At 69.6% G+C, this 22,845-nt stretch carries 18 protein-coding genes, 1 other RNA gene and 1 pseudogene; 15 read left to right on the top strand and 5 right to left on the bottom strand.

Going from position 1 to position 22,845, the window contains the following annotated elements; all coding sequences use genetic code 11:
* Positions 1 to 12: 12 nt before the first annotated feature.
* From gph to WT60_RS06255, 4 genes and pseudogenes are all read left to right on the top strand, one after another.
* Positions 13 to 738, top strand: a complete 726-nt coding sequence (gene gph, locus WT60_RS06275) for a phosphoglycolate phosphatase (RefSeq protein WP_038745613.1) — start codon at positions 13 to 15, stop codon at positions 736 to 738.
* A 6-nt stretch (positions 739 to 744) separates the two neighbouring features.
* Positions 745 to 1,114: a transfer-messenger RNA gene (ssrA, locus tag WT60_RS06270) on the top strand.
* Between the two features lie 198 nt (positions 1,115 to 1,312).
* Positions 1,313 to 1,771: pseudogene (locus tag WT60_RS06265) on the top strand (Arm DNA-binding domain-containing protein); the annotation flags it as partial.
* Between the two features lie 330 nt (positions 1,772 to 2,101).
* Positions 2,102 to 2,746, top strand: a complete 645-nt coding sequence (locus WT60_RS06255) for a methyltransferase domain-containing protein (RefSeq protein ID WP_038745617.1) — start codon at positions 2,102 to 2,104, stop codon at positions 2,744 to 2,746.
* 185 nt (positions 2,747 to 2,931) lie between these two features.
* Here the strand turns inward: WT60_RS06255 and WT60_RS06250 are convergent, their stop codons facing one another.
* Positions 2,932 to 3,195: a hypothetical protein gene (locus tag WT60_RS06250; RefSeq protein ID WP_038745619.1), complete on the bottom strand. Its 264-nt coding sequence runs from the start codon at positions 3,193 to 3,195 to the stop codon at positions 2,932 to 2,934.
* Between the two features lie 102 nt (positions 3,196 to 3,297).
* Positions 3,298 to 4,404 carry a substrate-binding domain-containing protein gene (locus tag WT60_RS06245; RefSeq protein WP_059584535.1) on the bottom strand — a complete coding sequence of 369 codons (1,107 nt, stop codon included), beginning with the start codon at positions 4,402 to 4,404 and terminating at the stop codon, positions 3,298 to 3,300.
* Positions 4,405 to 4,534: 130 nt separating this feature from the next.
* On the opposite strand from WT60_RS06245, the gene WT60_RS06240 reads away from it, so the two are divergent.
* From WT60_RS06240 to WT60_RS06225, 4 genes are read left to right on the top strand one after another with little or no spacing between them, the layout of a single operon-like run.
* The gene (locus WT60_RS06240) at positions 4,535 to 5,008 is read left to right on the top strand and encodes an NAD(P)H-dependent oxidoreductase subunit E (RefSeq protein WP_038745622.1); all 474 of its coding nucleotides are present in this window, start codon (positions 4,535 to 4,537) and stop codon (positions 5,006 to 5,008) included.
* Positions 5,005 to 6,573 (top strand): formate dehydrogenase beta subunit, encoded by a 1,569-nt coding sequence (locus WT60_RS06235; RefSeq protein WP_060356867.1) that lies wholly within the window; start codon positions 5,005 to 5,007, stop codon positions 6,571 to 6,573. The genes WT60_RS06240 and WT60_RS06235 overlap by 4 nt, the downstream gene beginning before the upstream one ends.
* Before the next feature lie 14 nt (positions 6,574 to 6,587).
* A complete protein-coding gene (gene fdhF, locus WT60_RS06230) occupies positions 6,588 to 9,560 on the top strand; it encodes a formate dehydrogenase subunit alpha (RefSeq protein WP_060356866.1) in 2,973 nt (990 codons plus the stop codon).
* A gap of 7 nt (positions 9,561 to 9,567) precedes the next feature.
* The gene (locus tag WT60_RS06225) at positions 9,568 to 9,834 is read left to right on the top strand and encodes a formate dehydrogenase subunit delta (RefSeq protein ID WP_038745628.1); all 267 of its coding nucleotides are present in this window, start codon (positions 9,568 to 9,570) and stop codon (positions 9,832 to 9,834) included.
* Between the two features lie 287 nt (positions 9,835 to 10,121).
* On the opposite strand, the gene WT60_RS06220 is transcribed toward WT60_RS06225, so the two are convergent.
* Positions 10,122 to 11,768: an FAD-dependent monooxygenase gene (locus WT60_RS06220; RefSeq protein ID WP_060356865.1), complete on the bottom strand. Its 1,647-nt coding sequence runs from the start codon at positions 11,766 to 11,768 to the stop codon at positions 10,122 to 10,124.
* A gap of 134 nt (positions 11,769 to 11,902) precedes the next feature.
* Here WT60_RS06220 and WT60_RS06215 point away from each other — a divergent pair, with 134 nt between their 5' ends.
* Positions 11,903 to 13,747, top strand: a complete 1,845-nt coding sequence (locus tag WT60_RS06215; protein ID WP_060356864.1) for a tetratricopeptide repeat protein — start codon at positions 11,903 to 11,905, stop codon at positions 13,745 to 13,747.
* A gap of 504 nt (positions 13,748 to 14,251) precedes the next feature.
* On the opposite strand, the gene WT60_RS06205 is transcribed toward WT60_RS06215, so the two are convergent.
* Positions 14,252 to 15,547 (bottom strand): MFS transporter, encoded by a 1,296-nt coding sequence (locus WT60_RS06205; protein WP_038745634.1) that lies wholly within the window; start codon positions 15,545 to 15,547, stop codon positions 14,252 to 14,254.
* 401 nt (positions 15,548 to 15,948) lie between these two features.
* Entirely contained in the window at positions 15,949 to 17,259 is a 1,311-nt protein-coding gene (locus WT60_RS06200) for a type 1 glutamine amidotransferase (protein WP_060356863.1), read from the bottom strand.
* On the opposite strand from WT60_RS06200, the gene WT60_RS34355 reads away from it, so the two are divergent.
* The 6 genes from WT60_RS34355 to WT60_RS06165 all read left to right on the top strand — a co-directional run bounded on the left by WT60_RS34355 (position 17,153) and on the right by WT60_RS06165 (position 22,814).
* Positions 17,153 to 17,461 carry a hypothetical protein gene (locus tag WT60_RS34355; RefSeq protein ID WP_082759533.1) on the top strand — a complete coding sequence of 103 codons (309 nt, stop codon included), beginning with the start codon at positions 17,153 to 17,155 and terminating at the stop codon, positions 17,459 to 17,461. The genes WT60_RS06200 and WT60_RS34355 overlap by 107 nt on opposite strands.
* A gap of 448 nt (positions 17,462 to 17,909) precedes the next feature.
* Positions 17,910 to 19,286, top strand: coding sequence for an amidase (locus WT60_RS06185; RefSeq protein ID WP_060356895.1), 1,377 nt, complete (start codon positions 17,910 to 17,912; stop codon positions 19,284 to 19,286).
* Between the two features lie 82 nt (positions 19,287 to 19,368).
* Positions 19,369 to 19,878, top strand: a complete 510-nt coding sequence (locus WT60_RS06180) for a disulfide bond formation protein B (RefSeq protein ID WP_038745639.1) — start codon at positions 19,369 to 19,371, stop codon at positions 19,876 to 19,878.
* A gap of 349 nt (positions 19,879 to 20,227) precedes the next feature.
* Positions 20,228 to 20,692 (top strand): hypothetical protein, encoded by a 465-nt coding sequence (locus WT60_RS33455; RefSeq protein WP_145986744.1) that lies wholly within the window; start codon positions 20,228 to 20,230, stop codon positions 20,690 to 20,692.
* 23 nt (positions 20,693 to 20,715) lie between these two features.
* Positions 20,716 to 21,747, top strand: coding sequence for a xanthine dehydrogenase accessory protein XdhC (gene xdhC, locus WT60_RS06170; RefSeq protein ID WP_060356894.1), 1,032 nt, complete (start codon positions 20,716 to 20,718; stop codon positions 21,745 to 21,747).
* A gap of 41 nt (positions 21,748 to 21,788) precedes the next feature.
* Positions 21,789 to 22,814, top strand: coding sequence for an adenosine deaminase (locus tag WT60_RS06165; protein WP_038745641.1), 1,026 nt, complete (start codon positions 21,789 to 21,791; stop codon positions 22,812 to 22,814).
* The last annotated feature ends 31 nt before the right edge of the window (positions 22,815 to 22,845 follow it).

The raw sequence follows: 22,845 nt of genomic DNA, 5'->3' as shown, positions 1-22,845 counted from the left end.
CCGATCTCGTCCATGAGCTCATCCTCGCCCTCCTTCGCCGCGTCGCCGACCGACGAGCCGCGCCTCGATGCATGCGAAGCCGTGCTGTTCGATCTCGACGGCACGCTCGCCGACACCGCACCCGACCTCGCCGCCGCAGTCAACAAGATGCAGCGCTCGCGCGGCGTCGCACAAACGCCGCTCGACGCGCTGCGTCCGCTCGCATCGGCGGGCGCCCGCGGCCTGATCGGCGGCGCGTTCGGCATCGCGCCGGCGGACGTGGAATACGATGCGCTGCGCGACGAATTCCTCGCGAACTACGCGACCGACCTGTGCGTGCAGACGACGCTCTTTCCGGGCATCGGCGCGCTCCTCGACGCGCTCGACGCGCGCGGCGTGCGCTGGGGCATCGTGACGAACAAGGCCGCGCGGTTCACCGATCCGCTCGTCGAACTGCTCGGCCTCGCCGGGCGCGCGGCGTGCGTCGTCAGCGGCGACACGGCGTCGCACCCGAAGCCGCATCCGGCGCCGCTGCTGTACGCGGCGCAGCGGCTGTCGCTCGCGCCCGCGCGGATCGTGTACGTCGGCGACGACCTGCGCGACATCCAGGCAGGCAGCGCGGCCGGGATGCCAACGGTGGCGGCCGCGTACGGCTATTGCGGCGACGGCACCGTGCCCGCCGAGTGGCAAGCGCAGCATCTCGTCGAGACAACGGACGAACTGGAGCGATTGCTGCGCGCGTTGCGCTATAATGTGTAATCCGCTGGGGGCGACCTGGTTTCGACAGGGGTTGTGAAGCGGCTAGGGCATGTCGAGGACCCGTCACCTCGTTAATCAATGGGAAAAACGTAACTGCAAACGACGATACGTTCGCACTGGCAGCCTAAGGGCCGCCGTCCTCTGCCTAGTTCACTGACGGGCTAGTGTCGCAAGACCGGTAGCAATACCGACAGAGGTCATATACGTCAGTTAAGCCTTGCCGGCGTCACGACGGCCGGGTCGAAAACTTAGTGAATCGCCGCAACGGAGCGTGTTCGTCCGCGACGTCACGGTTAAATCAAAAGACAGAACTAAACATGTAGAACTGGTCGTGGACCGCTTCTGGACGCGGGTTCGATTCCCGCCGCCTCCACCATTTTCCTGCCTAGCGTTACCCGTCTTTACCCAGAAAACCCCGCCCAGCTTGGCTTCGCGGGGTTTTTTATTGCAAACTACGCCCAACGTTGTCCGGTAGAAACAACCCCAAACCGGGGGTTTTTCTGGGGGCTCTCCAGCCCTCCATCAATCGACAACCCCCAAACCCCATTCATCCTCAGCCAGCAAAGGAACGCGCATGGCACTGACTGATATGGCGATCCGCCGCGCCAAGCCCATGGAAAAACAGCAGAAGCTATTCGACAGCGGCGGACTGTTCCTGCTTGTCACCCCAGCAGGGCGAAAGCGATGGGTCTTGAAATATCGATTCGGCGGCAGAGAGAAGAGCTTGGCGTTTGGCACCTATCCGGAAGTTTCGCTGGTAGAAGCGCGCAAAAAGCGGGATGCCGCACGCGAAAAACTGGCGGCGAACATTGATCCAGGCGAAGCCAAGAAAGCCGAGAAGCGCACCCAGCGTCTCAACGCGGAACACTCGTTCGAAGCCATCGCGCGCGAGTGGCACGCGAAATACGCGCCGACATGGTCGGACAGTCACGGAGACCGTATCTTGCGCCGCCTAGAGGTGGACGCCTTCCCGTGGATCGGCGGCAAGCCAATGGCGAACCTGACGCCGCCTGACGTACTCGACATCCTGCGCCCCACCGAATACCCCGAAGCCCTTGTTCCGCAAGGGCTTTTTTTTGCCGCGATAGTCTCGCGCCGCGCTTTCGTCGATCGTCGGCGCGAGCGGCGCATTCCGCGCGTGCCGCCCTTCGTCCGCATCCGGCCTCTTCGCCAGATCCGATCGACCGCGTCGCGGCCGATTCGCGTCGGCAATGCGCGGCATGCGCCAGCGCAACACAGCGGGTAATACACGATGGCCTGTGTTTTTGATCGTGGCAGGCTAGCTTGCCGGTCGCAAAGCCGAAGCCGATTTCATCGGAACGGCGCCGTGACAGCTTGCCGCTCAATTCCCCTGGAACCAACCATGCGGATTCCCGAACTCGCGCTCTTCCTGCGTGCATGGCTGCGCAATCCCCGTCAGGTCGGCGCGCTCGCGCCGTCCGGTCCCGCGCTCGCCATGCTGATGACCGCCCAGATTCCCGGCGACAGCGCGCGCGTGATCGAACTCGGCGCGGGCACGGGCGTCTTCACGCGTGAGTTGCTGTCGCGCGGCGTCGCCGCCGAGCGGCTCGTGCTCGTCGAAGCCGATCCGGCGTTCGCCGCGACGCTGCGTCGCCGCTTTCCCGACCTGCGGGTCATGAACATGGATGCGGCCGAACTCGGCATCACGCGCGGCCTGTTCGGCGACGCGCGTGCGAGCGCCGTCGTCAGCGGCCTGCCGCTCGTCGCGATGCCCGTCGAGCAGGCGGTTGCGATCGTGCATGGCGCATTCGCGATGCACCTCGGCCCGGGCGGCGCGTTCTATCAGTTCACCTATCTGCCTCGCTGCCCGATTCCCGCAAGCCGGCTCGCGGCGATCGGCATTCGCGCGGAGCGCATCGGCATAGCATGGGCGAACGTGCCGCCCGCGGCCGTCTACCGGCTGCAGCGCTGTGCGGACTTCTGGGGTTCCCCGTCGCCGATCGGCCATGCGTGGCCGGGCGCGCGGCCGCCCTCGACGGCCGCTTGACGTCATGCCGGCGGCGAGCCGGCGCCGTCGCTTACGGCGTTCGCGTTCGCCTGTCCTCGCTTCGTTCGTCAGCGGGCGATCTCATGCGTCGTGCCACGCATGCCCGCCGGATGCGCTGCGCGGCCGGCGTGCATCCGCCGCGCATCTCGCGCGGCCACCTCGGTCGGCGCCGCGCAAGAGCGCCGTCAATTCATCGGGCACTTCAGGTTGCAGCCGTTCGGATCGCCTATGTCGCCCTTCCTGCGCAGATCCGATTTCTTGCCGCTCTGATATTTTTTCGACGGCGCCGACGCGGCGAACTGCATCTGCGGATGCTCGTTCAGCCGGAACTGGTCATTCAGGATGCCGCCCGGCACGCCGGGCGAGTTCTGCGCGAACGCGACCGTCGCGGCCACGGCGAGCGCGCCCGCGGCGGCGGACGCGACGGCGAGATGGGTCAGGAGCTTCATCGGTGTGTCGGGCGCCGGTCGGCGCTTTGGCTCATACGAAAGTAAGCGGCAAGCGTAACGCAAATGCGCGCGCCTTGCAGCGCCGCTCGCATACCCGCTTCGTTACCGTCCGTGACCGCTCGCGCGCGCGCCGTCGGCGGTGCCCGCGAGGCCCGCCGCCACGTCGACGAGCGTGCCGCACGCGCCCGGATCATAGCCGTCGAGCCGCGCGACGGCGGCGTGGTAGCCGTCGTCTCGCAGCAGCGAAAGCGCGCCCGCGAGCGGCGCATCGCCGAGCCGCGAGCGCTCGCACGCGAAGTAATAGTCCTCGTCGACGATCGGTATGAAATCGAGGCCGAAATGGCGCGCGGCAGGCTCGACGCCGAAGCCGAGATCCGCCATCCCGCTCGCGACGAACGCGGCGATCGCCGAATGCGTCAGCTCCGCCGATGCGTAGCCGTCGATCCGCTCCGGATCGATGCCGATGTCGCGCAGCGCGAGATCGAGCAGCATCCGCGTGCCGGAGCCCGGCTGCCGGTTGACGAAGCGGATGTCGCCGCGCGCGAGGTCGGCGAGGCCCTCGATCCGCTTCGGGTTGCCGCGCGACACGAACAGGCCCTGCTTGCGGCGCGTCAGATGAATCAGCACGTGATCGGCATCGTCGAGCCACGGCCGGTAGATCTGCGCGCAGTGCGCGCGAAACACGCCGCGCGGCAGGTGAAACCCCGCCAGATCGCATTCGCCGCCCGCGAGCGCGCGCATTGCCTCGACGCTCTCGCGGTACTTGATGTCGACGGGCGAGCCGGCTTCGACGAGCGCTGACACGAGCGCCGCGACCGCGTAGCCGTGCGACGCATGAATCCGCAGCGCGCCCGCGTGCCGCACGAGCCGCCGGTTCAGCCCGCTCGCGACCTCGGCGGCGAGCGCGCGCAGGTTGCCGTCGAGGCGCTCGCCCGCGAGGCGCTGCGCAGCGACGACCGCCTGCCCGAGTTCGGACAGCGACGAGCCCTTGCCGCGCACGGTCTCGATCAGCGCGCCGCCGACGCACGCCTCGAGCGCGCGCAGAAGCCCCCACGCGTGCCGGTACGACAGCCCTTTCGCCTCGGCCGCCTGCGCGATGCTGCCCGTCGCCGCGACGAGTTCGAGAAGCGGTGCCACATCAGTCAGGCTCGCGGTGCGGCCGCCGTTGTCGCGCACGATCAAATGCGCGTCGCATTCGACTCGAATCATTTATGCAATCCCGTTTCCTATTGCAGCCGTCATTCTATCGATTTATCGTTGACTCATATCAATATCTCAAAGTCTGTTTGCGCTCCATATGAACCCAAAGCGCATATATGACTTCGGAGGAGGCAACCGGATGTCCCCCCATTCCGTCGCGCCCGACGCGCTCGTGCGCGCACACGCGCAACCCGGCAAATCACTCGTCGCGATCCTGCATGCGATCCAGGACGACGCGGGCTACGTGCCGCCCGCATGTGTCGAGCCGCTCGCGAAGGCGCTCAATCTGTCGCGCGCCGAAGTGCACGGCGTGCTGACCTACTATCACCACTTCCGCACCGCGCCGCCCGCGCGCGTGACGATCCGGCTCTGCCGCGCGGAAGCGTGCCGCAGCATGGGCGGCGAGGCGCTCGTCGCGCACGCGCAGGCGCGCGCCGGCTGCCGCATCGACGGCGAGCACGGCGGCGAAGTCGCGCTCGAATCGGTCTACTGCCTCGGCCTTTGCGCGCAGTCGCCGTCGCTCACGATCAACGACACGCTCCACGCGAAGATGTCGCCCGCGCGCTTCGACGCGCTCTTCGACGCGGCCGTCCGCGCGAAGGAGCCCGCATGAGCACGCGCATCTACGTGCCGCGCGATTCCGCGGCGCTCGCGGTCGGCGCAGACGCGCTCGCCCGCGCGATCGAGGCCGAGGCGGCCGCGCGCGGCACCGCGATCGAGCTCGTGCGCAACGGCTCGCGCGGGCTCCTGTGGCTCGAGCCGCTCGTCGAGATCGGCACGGCCGCGGGCCGCGTCGGCTACGCGAACCTCACGGCGGCCGACGTCCCCGCGCTCTTCGACGCCGGCTGGCTCGACGGCGGCGAACACCCGGCGCGCGTCGGCATCGTCGACGAAATGCCGTACCTGAAGCGCCAGCAGCGGCTCACGTTCGCGCGAATCGGCATCACCGATCCGTTGTCGATCGACGACTACGTCGCGCACGGCGGGCTCGAAGGCCTGAAGAATGCGCTCGCGCTCGACGGCGCCGCCGCCTGCGAGACGCTCGTCGAATCGGGCCTGCGCGGACGCGGCGGCGCCGCATTTCCGGCGGGCGTCAAATGGCGGACCGTGCGCGAAGCCGCGGCCGCGCAGAAATACGTCGTCTGCAACGCGGACGAAGGCGATTCCGGCACGTTCTCCGATCGCCTCATCATGGAAAGCGATCCGTACTGCCTGATCGAAGGGATGATCATCGCGGGCGTCGCGACGGGCGCGACGATCGGCTACATCTACGTGCGCAGCGAATATCCGCACGCGATCGCGGCGTTGGGCGAAGCGATCGCCCGCGCGCGTGCCGCCGGCTGGCTCGGCGCGAGCGTGCTCGGCACCGCGCACGCGTTCGAGCTGCACGTCGCGAAAGGCGCGGGCGCGTACGTGTGCGGCGAGGAAACGGCGCTCCTCGAATCGCTCGAAGGCAAGCGCGGCGTCGTGCGCGCGAAGCCGCCGCTGCCCGCGCTCGCGGGACTCTTCGGACAACCGACCGTCATCAACAACGTGATCACGCTCGCGACCGCGCCGATCATCTTCGCGCGCGGCGCGGCGTTCTACCGCGACTACGGGATGGGCCGCTCGCGCGGCACGCTGCCGTTCCAGCTCGCGGGCAACGTGAAGCGCGGCGGGCTCGTCGAGCTCGCGTTCGGCGTCACGCTGCGCGAGCTGCTGTTCGACTTCGGCGGCGGCACCGCGAGCGGGCGCCCGGCGCGCGCCGCGCAGGTCGGCGGCCCGCTCGGCACCTACCTGCCCGACAGTCAATGGGACATCCCGCTCGACTACGAGGCGTATGCGGCCATCGGCGCCGTCGTCGGACATGGCGGCATCGTGCTGCACGACGACACGTCGAACCTCGCCGCGCTCGCCGAATACGCGATGCACTTCTGCGCGCTCGAATCGTGCGGCAAGTGCACGCCGTGCCGGATCGGCTCGACGCGCGGCGTCGAGACGATCGCGAAGATCCGCGCGGGCGACACGTCGGAAAAGCAGGTGCGCCTGCTGCGCGAGCTCTGCGACACGATGACGGCGGGCTCGCTCTGCGCGATGGGCGGCATGACGCCGTACCCGGTGCTGTCCGCGCTCGATCACTTCCCCGAAGATTTCGGCCTCGCCGCGCGCGCGAAAAACGCTGCGTCGGCCGCGGCCTGACAGCAGGAGTCCCAATGACCTCTTCCGCTTTCGATTCGCCCCGGCAAGGCTGCGGCTCCGGTCAGTGCGCGTGCAAGAGCGCGGCGCAGGCGCGCCGCGCCGATCCGTTCGACGACACCGACTACGGCACGCCGGCGCGCCGCGCCGATACCGACGTCACGCTCGACATCGACGGCCGCACGGTGACGGTGCCGGCCGGCACGTCGGTGATGCGCGCGGCGATCGAGGCCGGCATCAACGTGCCGAAGCTCTGCGCGACCGATTCGCTCGAGCCGTTCGGCTCGTGCCGCCTGTGCCTCGTCGAGATCGAGGGCCGGCGCGGCTATCCGGCGTCGTGCACGACGCCCGTCGAAGCCGGCATGAAGGTGCGCACGCAAAGCGATCGCCTGCAGGACCTGCGCCGCAACGTGATGGAGCTCTACATCTCCGATCACCCGCTCGACTGCCTGACGTGCGCGGCGAACGGCGACTGCGAGCTGCAGGACATGGCGGGCGCAGTCGGGCTGCGCGAGGTGCGCTACGGCTTCGACGGCAAGAACCATCTGCGCGACGCGAAGGACGAGTCGAATCCGTACTTCAGCTACGACCCGTCGAAGTGCATCGTCTGCAACCGCTGCGTGCGCGCATGCGAGGAGACGCAAGGCACGTTCGCGCTGACGATCGCCGCGCGCGGCTTCGAATCGCGCGTCGCGGCGAGCGCGGGCGACGCGTTCATGGATTCGGAGTGCGTATCGTGCGGCGCGTGCGTCGCCGCGTGCCCCACCGCGACGCTCGTCGAGAAGAGCGTCGCGCTGCTCGGTCAGCCCGAGCACGCGGTCGTCACGACCTGCGCGTATTGCGGCGTCGGCTGCTCGCTGAAGGCGGAGATGAAGGGCGACCAGGTCGTGCGGATGACGCCGCACAAGAACGGCCAGGCGAACGAAGGCCATGCGTGCGTGAAAGGCCGCTTCGCATGGGGCTACGCGACGCACAAGGACCGCATCACGAAACCGATGATCCGCGAGAAAATCACCGATGCGTGGCGCGAAGTGAGCTGGGACGAAGCGATCGGCCATGCGGCCGCGCAGTTCCGCCGCATCCAGGACAAGCACGGCCGCGATTCGATCGGCGGCATCACGTCGTCGCGCTGCACGAACGAAGAAACCTATCTCGTGCAGAAGCTCGTGCGCGCGGCGTTCGGCAACAACAACGTCGACACCTGCGCGCGTGTGTGCCACTCGCCGACGGGCTACGGGCTCAAAGTCACGCTCGGCGAATCGGCGGGCACGCAGACGTTCGCGTCAGTCGGCTCGGCCGACGTGATCGTCGTGATCGGCGCGAATCCGACCGACGGCCATCCGGTGTTCGGCTCGCGGCTCAAGCGCCGCGTGCGCGAGGGCGCGAAGCTGATCGTCATCGATCCGCGCAGGATCGATCTCGTCGACGGCCCGCACGTGAAGGCCGTCCATCATCTGCAACTGCGCCCCGGCACGAACGTCGCGCTCGTCAACGCGCTCGCGCACGTGATCGTCACCGAAGGGCTCGTCGACGAGGCGTTTGTCGCCGAACGCTGCGAGCCGCACGCGTTCGACGTGTGGCGCGCGTTCGCCGCGCGGCCCGAGCATTCGCCCGAGGCGACGGCCTGCATCACGGGCGTGCCGGCCGACGCCGTGCGCGCCGCCGCGCGCCTGTATGCGACGGGCGGGCGCGCCGCGATCTTCTATGGGCTCGGCGTGACCGAGCATGCGCAGGGCTCGACGATGGTGATGGGCATCGCGAATCTCGCGATGGCGACGGGCAACCTCGGCATCGAGGGCGCGGGCGTGAACCCGCTGCGCGGACAGAACAACGTGCAGGGCTCGTGCGACATGGGCTCGTTCCCGCACGAACTGCCCGGCTACCGGCACATCGGCGACGCCGCGGTGCGTGCGCTCTTCGACGAGGCCTGGTCGACGACGCTGCAGCCGGAACCCGGCCTGCGCATCCCGAACATGTTCGACGCGGCGCTCGACGGCAGCTTCAAGGGCCTCTACTGCCAGGGCGAGGACATCGTCCAGTCGGACCCGAACACGCAGCACGTCGCGGCCGCGCTGTCGTCGCTCGAATGCCTCGTCGTGCAGGACATCTTCCTGAACGAAACCGCGAAGTACGCGCACGTGTTCCTGCCGGGCGCGACCTTCCTCGAAAAGGACGGCACGTTCACGAACGCCGAGCGCCGGATCTCGCGCGTGCGCCGCGCGATGAAGCCGCTTTCCGGCTATGCGGACTGGGAGGTGACGCTGATGCTGTCGCGCGCGCTCGGCTACGAGATGCGCTACGCGCATCCGTCCGAGATCATGGACGAGATCGCGTGCCTCACGCCGACGTTCGCAGGCGTGTCGTACGCGCTGCTCGACGAGCTCGGCAGCGTGCAGTGGCCCTGCAACGACGCGGCGCCCGAAGGCACGCCGACGATGCACGTCGATCACTTCGTGCGCGGCAAGGGCAAGTTCATGATCACGCAGTACATCGCGTCGCCGGAGAAGGTCACGCCGCGCTACCCGCTCATCCTGACGACGGGCCGGATTCTGTCGCAGTACAACGTCGGCGCGCAGACGCGCCGCACGGAGAACGTGCGCTGGCACGACGAGGACCGGCTCGAGATCCATCCGCACGATGCGAACGATCGCGGAATCAGGTCGGGCGACTGGGTCGGCGTCGAATCGCGCGCGGGGCAGACGGTGCTGCGCGCGCTCGTGACCGAGCGGATGCAGCCGGGCGTCGTCTACACGACGTTCCACTTCCCCGAATCCGGCGCGAACGTGATCACCACCGATAGCTCGGACTGGGCGACCAACTGCCCGGAATACAAGGTGACGGCGGTGCAGGTCGCGCCCGTCGCGCAGCCGTCCGAGTGGCAGCGCGCGTACACGCGCTTTCGCGCGGAGCAGCTCGCGCTGCTCGAGCGGCGCACGACGGCGAGCGCGCCGGCGACGTCGAGCGCAACGGCGACGGCAACGGGCAAGTGAGGTCGACATGGAAAGCCGACACCTGATCGACATGGCCAACCAGATCGGCGCGTTCTTCGCGTCGATGCCCGATCACGACGAGGCGGTCGCGGGCGTCGCCGATCACATCCGGCGCTTCTGGGAGCCGCGGATGCGGCGCGCGCTCCTCGCGGCGCTCGACGATCCGAACGACGAGGCCGCGACAAGCGTCGCGCCGATCGTTCGCGAGGCGATCGACAGGCACCGCGCATCGCTCGAACCGGCGCCCGCGCCCGAAACGCCGCGCGCCGCATAGGCGGCCGCAGGCGCGCGTCGCGACGCGCGCGACGCCGCCGTGCCGCGCGAACGACACGCGCTCGCTGCTCGCAGCATCGCGTGCGGACAGACGCCGCATCGCGCGGATCGGCGCTGACGCTTCGCGCACGCCGCCCCCATCGCCGCGTTCGCGTTGACGCCGCATCGCGACGACGCAACGCTCGCCCGCTTCAAAGACACGACAACCGCAAGGCAAGACGGCGAGACGGCGGCGCCGCTCGTCGCGCGGCCGCGCGCCTGGCGCTTGCGTCGAGCGCGCCGTCGCCCTCAAGTCTCGAGCCGCATCCCCGAAAACCACGTCTCGCAATGGTGCAGCAACGCGCTCGCATCGGTCGCCGGGCGGCCGCGCGCGGCGACATAGCCGTCCGGCCGCAGCAGATAGAACGCCGGCCGCGCGCCCCCGTACGCATCGCTCAGCAGCGGCGCGCCCTCGCCTTGCGCGTCCGTCAGGCGCCAGCAGCGCACCGCGCCCGGCATGATCCGCTCGAGCGCGCCGGCAAGCGTGCGGCCGTCCTCGCCGGGGTCCGACGGCAGCGTGTCGTCGACGGCCGAGCGCGGCTCGAGCACGAGCAGCGTGAAATGCGCGGGATCGTGCAGATCGAAGAGGCGCGCGACGCCGGGCGCCTTGCCGAGCGGCCCGTCGAGCACGTGCACGAGCGCATCCGGCGCGCGTTCCCCGGCGCGCGGCCCGCCGTCGAGCACGCGCTCGAGCGTGAGCGGGCTCTTCCGGTACTGGATCGCAAGCTCGCTGACCGTGCGGCGCGCCGCATCCCGCAGCGGCCCGAACGACGCGAGAATCGGCACGACGTGCTCGCGCAGCAGCCTGAGCGGCCCGCGCCCCGCCTCGACGACCTGCGTCGCGAAGCTCGTCTGCCGCAGCACGTCGCGCTCGATCGGATGGCGCTCGTCGTGATACGTGTCGAGCAGCCGCTCGGGCGCGTTGCCGGCCAGCACCCGCGCAAGCTTCCAGCCGAGATTGAATGCCTCCTGGATGCCCGTGTTCATCCCCTGCGCGCCCGCCGGGCTGTGCACGTGCGCCGCGTCGCCCGCGAAGAACACGCGCCCGCGGCGCAGTTGCGCGACCATCCGGCTGTGCAGATGAAAATACGACGACCACGCGAGATCGCCGATCTTCAGCTCGGGCATCACGCGCGCGCGCACGATCTCGCGACACAGTTCGAGCGACGGCCCGTGCTCGTCGTCGAGCGCGCCGTTGCGCGGCGGTCGATCCGCGACGAGCCGGTAGCGCCCGTTTCCCATCGGAAACAATCCGGCGATGCCGTCGCCCGTCGTGAACAAATGAATCTCGTCGTCCGGCCAGTCGGCGTCGACATCGAGATCGGCGAGCATGAACGTCTGCTCGAACGCATGCCCGACGAATTCGACGTCGAGCAGATGCCGAACGGTGCTGTGCGCGCCGTCGGCGGCCACGACGTACGACGGCTGCAGGCTCTCCTCGCGGCCGTCGCCGTGGCGCAGGCGGACATCGAGCACGCCGTCCGGATCGGTGCAGTGCGTGAGCGTCACGCCGCGCTCGACTTCGACGCCGAACGTCGCGAGATGCTCGGTCAAGAGCCGCTCGGTGACGGTCTGGTCGAGAAACAGCAGGTACGGATAGCGCGTTTGCAACGGATCGAAATCGAGCTCGGCGATGCGCTGCCCGCCCGAGTACAGGATCGCGACACGCGCGCGATGCCCGAGCTCGACGAACCGTTCGACGACGCGCTGCTGCTCGAGGAGCTCGAGCGTTCTGGCCTGGATGCCGATCGCGCGTGAAAAGCGCGCGGGCTGCGCCGCCTTGTCGACGATCCGCACCGGCACGCGGGCGCGGGCGAGGCAGAGCGCGGCGGCAAGCCCGGTCGGCCCGGCGCCGACGATCAGGACGGGAGGAGTGGCGAGCGGAACGACTGCCATAAAGACCTCGTCGATACGCAACATTCGCAGTCTACGCCCGCCGCCTCGCCGCATCCATAGCGCGGCGCGCCCCCGAATCGGCGGGCGCCGTCCGAGGTGTGGGAAAATGCGAGGTTTCCCGTTTGTCTCGCGTCATGGAATCCGCTTTCGACCGCGCATTCGCCGCACACCGCGCAGGCCGGCTCGACGTCGCCGAACACGGCTATCGGGCGGCGCTCGCGGCCAACCCCGCCGACGCCGATGCGCTGCACCTGTTCGGCGTGCTGCGCCATCAGCAGGGCCGGCACGAAGAAGCGGCCGATCTCGTCGGCCGCGCGGTCGAGTTGCGTCCGGACGACGCCGCGCTGCAACTGAACCTCGGCAATGCGTTCAAGGCGCTCGGTCGCCTCGACGACGCGATCGAGCGCTTTCGCAACGCGCTCACGCTCGCGCCGACGTTCCCGCTCGCGCACTACAACCTCGGCAACGCGTATGCGGCGCAGGAGCGTCACGACGACGCGGTCGACGCGTTCGAGCGCGCGCTCGCGCTCACGCCCGGCGACGCATCGATCCACAACAACCTCGGCAACGCGCTCAACGCGCTCGGCCGGCACGACGACGCGCTCGCGGCGTTTCGCCGCGCGCTCGAGCTGCGTCCCGGCCACGCGGGCGCGCACAACAACCTCGGGATGGCGCTCGCCGCGCTCGGAAACACCGACGAAGCGATCTCGCATTTTCGCGCGGCGCTCGCCGCCGAGCCGCGCTTCGTCGCCGCGCATTTCAATCTCGGCAACGCGCTCGATGCGATCGGCCGGCATGCGCAGGCGCTGCCCGCGTTCGAATCCGCGCTCGCGCTGCAGCCGCGCTTTCCGCTCGCGCTGTTCGGGCTCGCGAACGCGCTCGCGGCGCTCGGCCGCCATCGCGACGCGCTGCCGCATTACGAGCGCGCGGTCGGACTCGATCCGTCGTTCGTGCTCGCGTGGCTCAATCTCGGCACCGCGCACCACGCGCTCGGCGCGCACGAGATGGCGCTGCGCGCATTCGACCAGGCGCTGCGGCTCGATCCCGCGCATGCGCTCGCGCAAATGCATCGCGCGGTCACGCTGCTCACGCTGCGCGACTTCGCGCGCGGCCTGCCCGCGTATGAAGCGCGGCATGCGCTGCCGGGCGCGGCGCCCCTCGGGCCGCTGCCGCGCTGGCAAGGCGAGCCGATCGAAGGCCGCACGCTGCTCGTGCGCGCCGAACAGGGTTTCGGCGACACGCTGCAGTTCGTGCGGCTCGTTCCGCTCGCGCGCGAGCGCTGCGCGCGGCTGATCCTGCAGGTCCAGCCGGCGCTGCTGCCGCTCGTCGAGACGATGGCCGCGCGCTGGCGCGTGAGCGTCGTGCCGACCGATACGGCACGCATGCCCGCGGCCGATCTCGTCTGTCCGCTCCTCAGCCTGCCGTTCGCGCTCGGCCTCGAATACGACGCGATCCCGTCCCGCACGCCGTATCTCGACGTGCCGGATGCCGCGCGCCGCCGCTTCCGCGGCTCGCTCGGCGGACACGCGAAGCGCAAGCTCGGGCTCGCGTGGTCCGGCAGCGCTCAGGTGCAGGAAAACCGCGCGGTGCCGCTCGACACGCTCGCGCCGCTCTTCGCGCTCGCCGGCGTCGACTGGATCGTGCTGCAGCCGGCGCTGTCGGACGCCGAGCGCACGGCGCTCGACGCGCATCCGCATGCGGCGCGCATCCATCGCCTCGATGGCTTGACCGATTTCGCGGCGACGGCTGCACTCGTCGATCGGCTCGACGGTGTCGTGTCGATCGACACCGCGCTCGCGCACCTGGCGGGCGCGCTCGGCAAGCCGCTGTGGCTGATGCTGCCCGTTGCCGCCGACTGGCGCTGGAGCACGGGCGACGATAGTCCGTGGTATCCGCATGCGCGGCTCGTCCGGCAATCGCAGCCGGGACGCTGGGACGATGTGGTCGCGACGGTCGCGGCCGAGATCGCGCGCGGGTGACGGCTCGCGCGCATTCGTGCGGGACCGCCTTCGGCCGTTCGAGCGTCGTATCCGCGAATCGTCGCTCGTGCAGGGCGCGCCGCGCCGTTATAGGTGGAATTCGCGCCCTTCTCGCCTTCTCGCCTTCTCGCCTTCTCGCCTTCTCGCCTTCTCGCCTTCTCGCCTTCTCGCCTTCTCGCCTTCTCGCCTTCTCGCCTTTGAGCCTTTGAGCCTTTGAGCCTTTGAGCCTTTGAGCCTTTGAGCCTTTGAGCCTTCGTGCCTTCGTGCCTTCGTGCCTTCGTGCCTTCGTGCCTTCGTGCCTTCGTGCCTTCGTGCCTTCGTGCCTTCGTGCCGCAATATTGTCGATGCCGCGCCCGCATACCGCCACGGCTCGCGACAACGATCCTCGCCGCCGCCACGCTCCGCCGCCGCAAATCGCTTCGCCCAAACAAAAAAACGGAGCGCTAGGCGCTCCGTTTTCCGCTTCGTCCATCGCGGCCCGCTCGCGCCGGGCCGCACGTTCGCTCAAGCCGTCTTGTACTGATTGCGCGCTTCCGGCGACCGGTACAGCACGAGCGTCGCGATCAGCCCGCAGATCGCCGCGAGGCCGAGCCAGAGGCCCGGCGCCGCCTTGTTGCCGGTCTCGTGGATCAGCAGCGTCGAGATCGCCGGCGTGAAGCCGCCGATCGTCGTCGCGAGGCTGTACGCGAGCGAGAAGCCCGCGGTGCGCACGTCGGCCGGCATCACTTCGGTCAGCGCGACGACCATCGCGCCGTTGTACGAACCGTACAGGAACGACAGCCACAGTTCGGCCGTCAGCAGCCGCAGGAACGACGGCGAACCAACGAGCCACTGCATCACCGGATACGCGGTGAGGATCGTGAGCGCGGTGAACGCGATCAGCACCGGACGACGGCCGATCCGGTCGGACAGCGCGCCCGACAGCGGCAGCCAGACGAGGTTCGACAGCCCGACGCAAACGGTCACGACAAGCGCGTCGATCGCCGACAGATGCAGCACTTCCTTGCCGAACGTCGGCGTATACGCGGTGATCATGTAGAACGACACCGTCGTCATGATGACCATCCCCATGCCCGCGAGCACGACGCCCCAGTTCTCGAGCATCGACTTCATGATCTCGCCCATGCTCGGGCGGCGGCGCTTCGCGAGGAACTCGTCGGTCTCCTTCAGCGAACGGCGGATCAGGAACAGGAACGGCACGATCAGGCAGCCGATCAGGAACGGGATGCGCCAGCCCCACGCCGTCATCTGCTCGACGGGCAGCGCGCGGTTCAGCAGCACGCCGACGAACGCGGCGAACACGACGGCCACCTGCTGGCTGCCGGACTGCCACGACGTGTAGAAGCCCTTGTTGCCCTTCGTCGCGATCTCGGACAGGTACACCGACACGCCGCCCAGCTCGACGCCCGCCGAAAAGCCCTGCAACAGCCGCCCGAGCAGCACGAGAATCGGCGCGAGCACGCCGATCGTCGCGTAGCCCGGAATCGTCGCGACGGTCAGCGTGCCGAGCGCCATCAGCGCGAGCGTCAGGATGAGGCCCTTGCGGCGGCCGTGATGGTCGATGTAGGCACCGAGCACGATCGCGCCGACGGGGCGCATCAGAAAGCCCGCGCCGAACACCGACAGCGACAGCATCAGCGACGCGAACGCGTTGCCGTTCGGGAAGTAGGTCTTGGCGATCGCTGACGCGTAGTAGCCGTAGACCATGAAGTCGTACATCTCCAGGAAGTTGCCGCTGACGACGCGGAACACGGTCCTGGCCTTGGATTCCTGCTGTATTGCGGGGGACGCTGTAGACATGTCTCTCTCGATAAGGCTGCGCCGCGGCCGATCGAGCGGCATGCGGCGCGTATCACATCGTGTTTCTTGCCCCGGCGCGCCGGGGGCGGTGCAGATCGATGATGCGCTGCACGGCGCCTGCCATCTTACTGCGAACGGCGGCGGGATGCGTCGATGCGTCACTTGCGAAGTCGTTCGAAAGGATTTTGAAAACTGACGAATACGCCGGGATTTCCGGCGTTTATCGTGTGAGCGATGCGGCGTCGCGCCGCGAGAATCACGCGGCCGCACCGCCGCTCTCCGACTCTCCGACTCTCCGACTCTCCGACGCTTCGACGCTCCGGATGCCGAACGAACGACGGGCCGCACCCGCGTGCGGCCCGTCATGTCGTCTCGTGCCGAGGATGTCGCGCGCCGATCGGCTACAGCCGCGTCTCGCGCGCCGCGCGCAGGAACGTGTCGAGAAGCGGCGTGCAGTCGAGCAGCTCCGGGCCGCCCGCGCGATGAAACTCCGGGTGCCACTGAACGCCGACGACGAACGGCGCGCGGCGATAACGAATTCCCTCGATGATCCCGTCTTCCGCCGACACCGCCTCGATGTTCAGATCGCGGCCGATATCGCGAATCGCCTGATGGTGGATCGAGTTGACGATCGCCTCGCGGCGGCCGGGGAACATGTTCGCGAGCGTCGAGCCGTCCGGGAAGCGGATCGCGTGCCGGTGCTGGTCGTAGTGCTCGCTCACGTGCGCGCCCGCCGTCGGCACGTCGGTCGCGATGTCCTGATAGAGCGAGCCGCCGAACGCGACGTTGATCAGCTGGCAGCCGCGGCACACGCCGAGCACCGGCTTGCCCGACTCGATGAACTCGTGCAGCAGCTCAAGCTCGTACATGTCGCGCACGCGGTCGCCGGGCCACTCGGAATACGCGTCGGAAGCCGCGTACGTCTGCGGCGACACGTCGGCGCCGCCTTGCAGCAGCAGCCCGTCGAGATGCTTCGCGTAGTCGCGCAGCCGGATGTTGCTCGGGTGCAGCATCCCCTGATGGCCGACGGTCGGAATCATGAACACGAGCACGTCGCGCGACATCACCCAGTGCGCGATCGATTCCTCCAGATATTGCAGCGTCTTGCCGCGCAGCCCCGGCGCGCCCGGCTCCGGATGGAAGATCCGCGCCGACACGCCGATGCGCAGCGTGCGTTGCGTGATCCGCTGGCCGGCGCGGTCGAACAGCCGGCGCGCCCGCGCGGCGATGATCCGGCCGAACACCGACCACGGCGTATCGCTCTGTTTCAGGTACGCGGGCGGCGCAGGCGGCGCGGCGCTCGCGGGCGGCGGGCGCGACGCCTCGAAATCGGGCGGCGCGCCGAAGCCGGGCGGCGGCGAGCCTGCCCTCGCGGCGGAAGCCGCGCCGGCGGCCGTCGCGCCCGGCGGCGCGGCGGCGGATGAACCGGCCGATGAACCGGCCGACGCGGCGGCTGGGCGCGCGCCCGGGCCGCCCGGGCCGACGCCGGGCGCACCGGGCTCGGCAATCGTATCGGTCGGCGCCGAGCCGGGGTCGCCGACGTCCTGCGCGGCCGCGATCTGCGCGGCGAACGCGCCGACGTGAACGGTCGCGCCCACGGTCGGATTGTCGGAAACGGAAGACGATGCCGCGCCGGCGTGGCCGGAAGACGTCGCAACGGAAGAAGAGGCAGAACCGGACTGCTCGGCTCTTGCGGACGTGTTTTCGCTCATGACGAAGGTCTGGCGCGTCGGTCACGCGGAGAATCAACGAGAATTCATTATGCTTCAGTACACGATCGGCGGCAAACCGACAGCGTTTCGTCAATATTGTTGCAATGTTGTGTCGAATTCACGCCGACGCACGTTGCAATCGCGCGACGACGCGCATGATTCGGCGTGCGAAACGGCGCGCGTGCGCGTCGAGCTCGCATAGAGGGCGCGTCGGCAAACTGCATCGCGATGCGCCGCCCAGGCGCTTCGCCCCCTGACTTCATGCGCGGCTCGCATGCAATCTCGCATCGGCTGACGGCGCACGCGAATGAACCTCACACGAACCTGCAGTCGACCGCAAACGTCGTTCGGATATCGCAACGGCCGCATGTCCGCACGCCCGAACGCCACCGCTGCGATCCGATTCGCCGCCGCGCGGCGAATCGGCATCCTGCGCGTCGGCCGACGCGAGCCGCGCACGCGAAGCGGCGAGCCGCCGGACACAACCCCGCGCCGCAACGCTGTTCTACAATGCGCGAACCCGAGCGTCGCACGCCGCACGCGCGGCTTCGCGACGCGACGCGACGCGACGTGCCGTGCCGTGGCGTGACGTGTCGTGCCGAGCGCGCTTCGCGCGGCGCGTCGCCAACCCGATCGAGCCCGATACCGCCATGACCACTTTCGCCCCCTTCCCGCCGCTCGCCCGGCTCGCCGCCGATCTCGCCGCCGGCACGACGACCAGCCGCGCGCTCGTCGAAGCCGCGCTCGAACGGATCGCCGATCCGGCGGGACAGGGCGCGGTCGCGTTCACCGAGGTCGATGCGCAAGGCGCGCGCGCGACCGCCGACGCGCACGATCGCCTGCGCGCCGCGGGCACCGTGCTGTCGCCGCTCGCGGGCATTCCGGTGTCGGTGAAGGATCTGTTCGACATCGCGGGGCAGGTCACGCGCGCGGGATCGCGCGTGCTCGCCGATGCGCCCCCCGCGACCACCGACGCGATCGCCGTCGCCCGCCTGAAGCGCGCGGGCGCCGTGCTCGTCGGCCGCACGAACATGAGCGAGTTCGCGTTCTCCGGCCTGGGCCTGAATCCGCACTACGGCACGCCGCGCTCGCCGTACCGGCGCGGCGTGCCCGGCGACGAGCGGATCGCGGGCGGCTCGTCGTCGGGCGCGGCCGCGTCGGTTGCGGACGGCATGGCCGCCGTCGCGCTCGCGACCGACACGGGCGGCTCGATCCGGATACCCGCCGCGCTCTGCGGACTGACGGGCTTCAAGCCGACCTCGAGCCGGATTCCGAGGCAAGGCGGCGTGCCGCTGTCGGCGACGCTCGATTCGTTCGGCCCGATCGGCGTGTCGGTTGCGTGCTGCGCGCTCGTCGACCGGGTCCTCGCGGGCCTCGAGCCGCACGTGAGCGCCGCGCGGCCGCTCGAAGGCGTGCGGCTCGGCGTGCTGACGAACTACGTGACGGACGGCGTCGACGCGCACGTCGCGGCGTCGCTCGACACGGCGCTCAAGCACCTGGAAGCCGCGGGCGCGATCGTGTCGGAAGCGCGCTTCGCGCCGCTCGACACGCTGCCCGACATCAATCGCATCGGCTTTTCGTCGATCGAGGCGTACGCGTGGCATCGCCCGCTCATCGCCCGCCACCGCGACGCGTACGATCCGCGCGTGCTCGCGCGCATCCTGAAGGGCGAGCCGGCGAGCGCCACCGATTATCTCGATCTCGTCGCCGCGCGCGCGGCGCTCATCGACGAAGCGGCGCGCACCGTGTGGCAGCGTTTCGACGCGCTCGTCGCGCCGACGGTGCCCGTCGCGCCGCCGCGCATCGACGAGCTCGAGCGTGACGACGACGCGTTCGCGCGCACGAACGCGCTCGTGCTGCGCAACCCGAGCGCGTTCAACTTTCTCGACGCCTGCGCGCTGTCGCTGCCGTGCCATCCGCGCGACACGGCGCCCGTCGGCCTGATGCTCGCCGCCGCGCCGCATCGCGACGACGCGCTGCTCGCGATCGGCCAGGCGGTCGAAGCGGTGCTCGCGACGATCCGCTGACGCCGCCGCCCGAAGACGGCGCGGCGTTCGCGTTAAAATCCGACGATTCATTTTCCTGACCGCTCGAAGGAATCCCGTTTCGATGAACAACCTGATGCTCTCGCTGCGCCGCGAACGGCGCCTGCTCGTGCTGCTCGGCCTCGTGTGCCTCGCGCTTCTGGCCGGCGCGCTTTATCTGCAGTACGTGAAAAACGAAGATCCGTGCCCGCTTTGCATCATCCAGCGCTATTTCTTCGTGCTGATCGCGTTGTTCGCGTTCATCGGCGCGGGCATGACGAGCGGCGCGGGCATCGTGGTGACCGAGGCGCTCATCGTGCTGTCGGCCGCCGCGGGCGTCGGCACCGCCGCGCGCCATTTGTACGTGCAACTGAACCCAGGCTTCAGTTGCGGCTTCGACGCGCTGCAGCCGATCGTCGACAGCCTGCCGCCTGCGCACTGGCTGCCGGGCGTGTTCAAGGTCGCCGGGCTGTGCGAGACCGTCTATCCGCCGATCTTCGGCATCCTGCTGCCCGGCTGGGCGCTGATCGCATTCGTGCTGATCGTCGTGCCCGTCGCCGTGAGCCTGCTGCGCCACCGCGGCCGGCTGCGCTGACCTGCGTCGGCGCGGCGGCGCATGGGGATCGCGATAGATCGCTCCGCGCCGCCGCTGCTCGGCCGCTGCTCGTTTTCCCGAGCGCGGCGGCCCGGGAGCCGACGCGCGCCGGCGGCGCCGCATCCGCGTCCCGCCCCGCCGCGACCCGCGCGGGGCAATGGTTTCCCGCCGCCCGGCAACTTCGGACGGGCGCGCGAATCCTACGTGCATCATGATCGCCGCCGAATAGCCCGCATCATTGCCAGGCCATGCCGCCATTTTTTTGCGGTGCTATCTTCGTTTCCGGATGGCGATCTACGTGCGCGAGGCGGGAGCCTCTCGACCCTGCGTAACGCGCGCCTGATCCGCAATGTCCCGTGGATTCGCCATGACAACGCAAACCATCCGCATTTCCCGCCGCGGCCCTGTCCGCGCCGCCCCGCGCATCAAGGCGCGAGGCGCCCGGCCTGACGACGGCGCGCGCCGCGCCGGTTCGCCGCGAGTCCGCCCGTCCGCCGCGCGCCGTCGCGACGCGCAGCCGATGCGCGCCGCCGCTCGCCGTTGCCGCGTCCGCGGCGTGTCCCTCGTCGTCTTCGGCCGCATTGCCTCCGGCCACGGCGATCGAGCCGGCTGCGCGAGCTTCACGTGCAGCACGTCGCGGACGAGCGCCGCGATCACGCGTTCGTCGCGCCGAGACGCCAAGCGCGCGCGCGCCGCGGCTGCCACCGCGCCCCGGCGAGCGCCGCGCACGACGCATCCCGACGCGACCGCTCTCGCCCGCACGCGCCGCGCGAATCGCACGGCAGCAGCCGCCCGGCGGGCCGTCGCGGTCTGACTCAGGATCAGGAGAAGCGCCGGATGGAAACCTGGCTCACCGACCTGCAGCACCTGCTCGCCCGCGGCGACGCGGCCGTCCTCGTGACGGTGGCGCGCGTCGACGGCTCCGCGCCGCGCGACGCGGGCACGAAGATGCTCGTCACGCGCGAAGCCGCACGCCACACGATCGGCGGCGGCCATCTCGAGTGGAAGGCGATCGAGATCGCCCGACAGCTGCTGAAGGAAGGCACGCACACGCCGCATGCGCGACGGCTCGAACGGCTCGCGCTCGGCCCGAGCCTCGGCCAATGCTGCGGCGGCGCGGTCGTGCTCGCATTCGAGCGGCTCGACATCGCCGATCTCGGCTGGGTCACGTCGCTCGCCAAGCGCACGGCGGCGGGCGCGCCGACCGTGCGCAGCGTGTCGTTCGGCCCCGACCCCGACGCGGTGATGCTGAGCGAGCCCGAGCCGGGCGCCGCGCGCCCCGACTGCCTGCTGTGGGAAATGAGCGGCGCGCCGCTATTGACCGAGACGATCGCGCCGCGCGCGTTTTCGGTCGTGCTGTTCGGCGCCGGGCACGTCGGCGCGGCGCTCGTGCGCGTGCTCGGCACGCTGCCCTGCCACGTCCGCTGGGTCGACGAACGCGGCGCGCAGTTCCCGCCGCCCGATGCGCTCGCGGGCATCCGCAACCTGTCGCTTGACGCGAACGACGCGCCCGACGAAGCGATCGACGAAGCCGAGCCCGGTGCGTACTTCGTCGTGATGACGCACAATCACGCCCGCGATCTCGAGCTCGCGCACCGCATCCTCGCGCGCGGCGACTACGCGTACTTCGGCATGATCGGCTCGCGCACGAAGCGGATGCAGTTCGAGCACCGGCTCGCCGCGCGCGGCATCGACCCGTTGCAGATCGCGCGGATGCAGTGCCCGATCGGCGTGCCCGGCATCGTCGACAAGGCGCCCGAGGCGATCGCGATCGCCGTCGCCGCGCAGATCCTGCAGACCGTCGACGCGCGCCGCGCGAACGAGCATCCGGCCGCATCGCCTTCGCCGCCCGGCGCGCGCGCATGCTGAGCCGCCGTCATTCAAACCAGGTTACGCATACAGACACCACGATGACCCCGACATTCCAAGACAAGATCGCCCGCGCGCCGAAAGCGGAGCTGCACATCCACATCGAAGGCTCGCTCGAGCCCGAGCTGATCTTCAAGCTCGCGCAACGCAACGGCGTGAAGCTCGCATACGACTCGATCGACGCGCTGCGCGCCGCCTACGCGTTCAGCGATCTGCAGTCGTTCCTCGACATCTACTACGCGGGCGCGAGCGTGCTCCTCACCGAGCAGGATTTCTACGACATGACGACCGCGTACGTCGAGCGCGCGCTCGCCGATCACGTCGCGCACGCGGAGATCTTCTTCGATCCGCAGACGCACACCGAGCGCGGCGTGCCGATCGAGACCGTCGTCGCGGGCATCGAGCGCGCGCTCGCCGATGCGCAAAAGCGCGGCTTCTCGAGCAAGCTGATCCTGTGTTTCCTGCGTCATCTGTCCGAGGAGGACGCGCTCGCGACATTCGAAGCGGCGCTGCCCCTCTTCGATCGCTACGCGCAGCGCCTCGTGGGCGTCGGCCTCGATTCGTCCGAGCGCGGCAATCCGCCGTCGAAGTTCGCGCGCGTGTTCGAGAAGGCGCGTGAGCGGGGCCTGAAGCTCGTCGCGCACGCGGGCGAGGAAGGCCCGCCCGACTACGTGACGCAAGCGCTCGACGTGCTGAAGGTGGATCGCGTCGATCACGGCGTGCGCAGCGCGGAAGACGCGGCGCTCGTCGCACGTCTCGCGAACGAAAAGATCGCGCTCACCGTCTGCCCGCTGTCGAACCTGAAGCTCTGCGTGTTCGACGACCTGACGAAGCACACGCTGAAGGATCTGCTCGACCGCGGCGTCGCGGTGACGATCAACTCCGACGATCCCGCGTATTTCGGCGGCTACGTCAACGCAAACTACTTCGCGACCGTCGACGCGCTGCAGCTTGGCGATGCCGACGTCTACACGGTGATCAAGAACGGCTTCGACGCGTCGTTCGTGAGCGCCGACGAACGCGCGGCGCTGATCGCGAAGCTCGACGCGCACTGGCACGCGGCCTGACGGCCGAAACGACGCGCGCGCCGCATGCGGG

Origin of the sequence: Burkholderia sp. MSMB617WGS (assembly GCF_001532025.2) — a bacterium.
Taxonomy (GTDB): domain Bacteria; phylum Pseudomonadota; class Gammaproteobacteria; order Burkholderiales; family Burkholderiaceae; genus Burkholderia; species Burkholderia savannae.
This window is presented reverse-complemented; position numbering and strand designations above follow the sequence as displayed.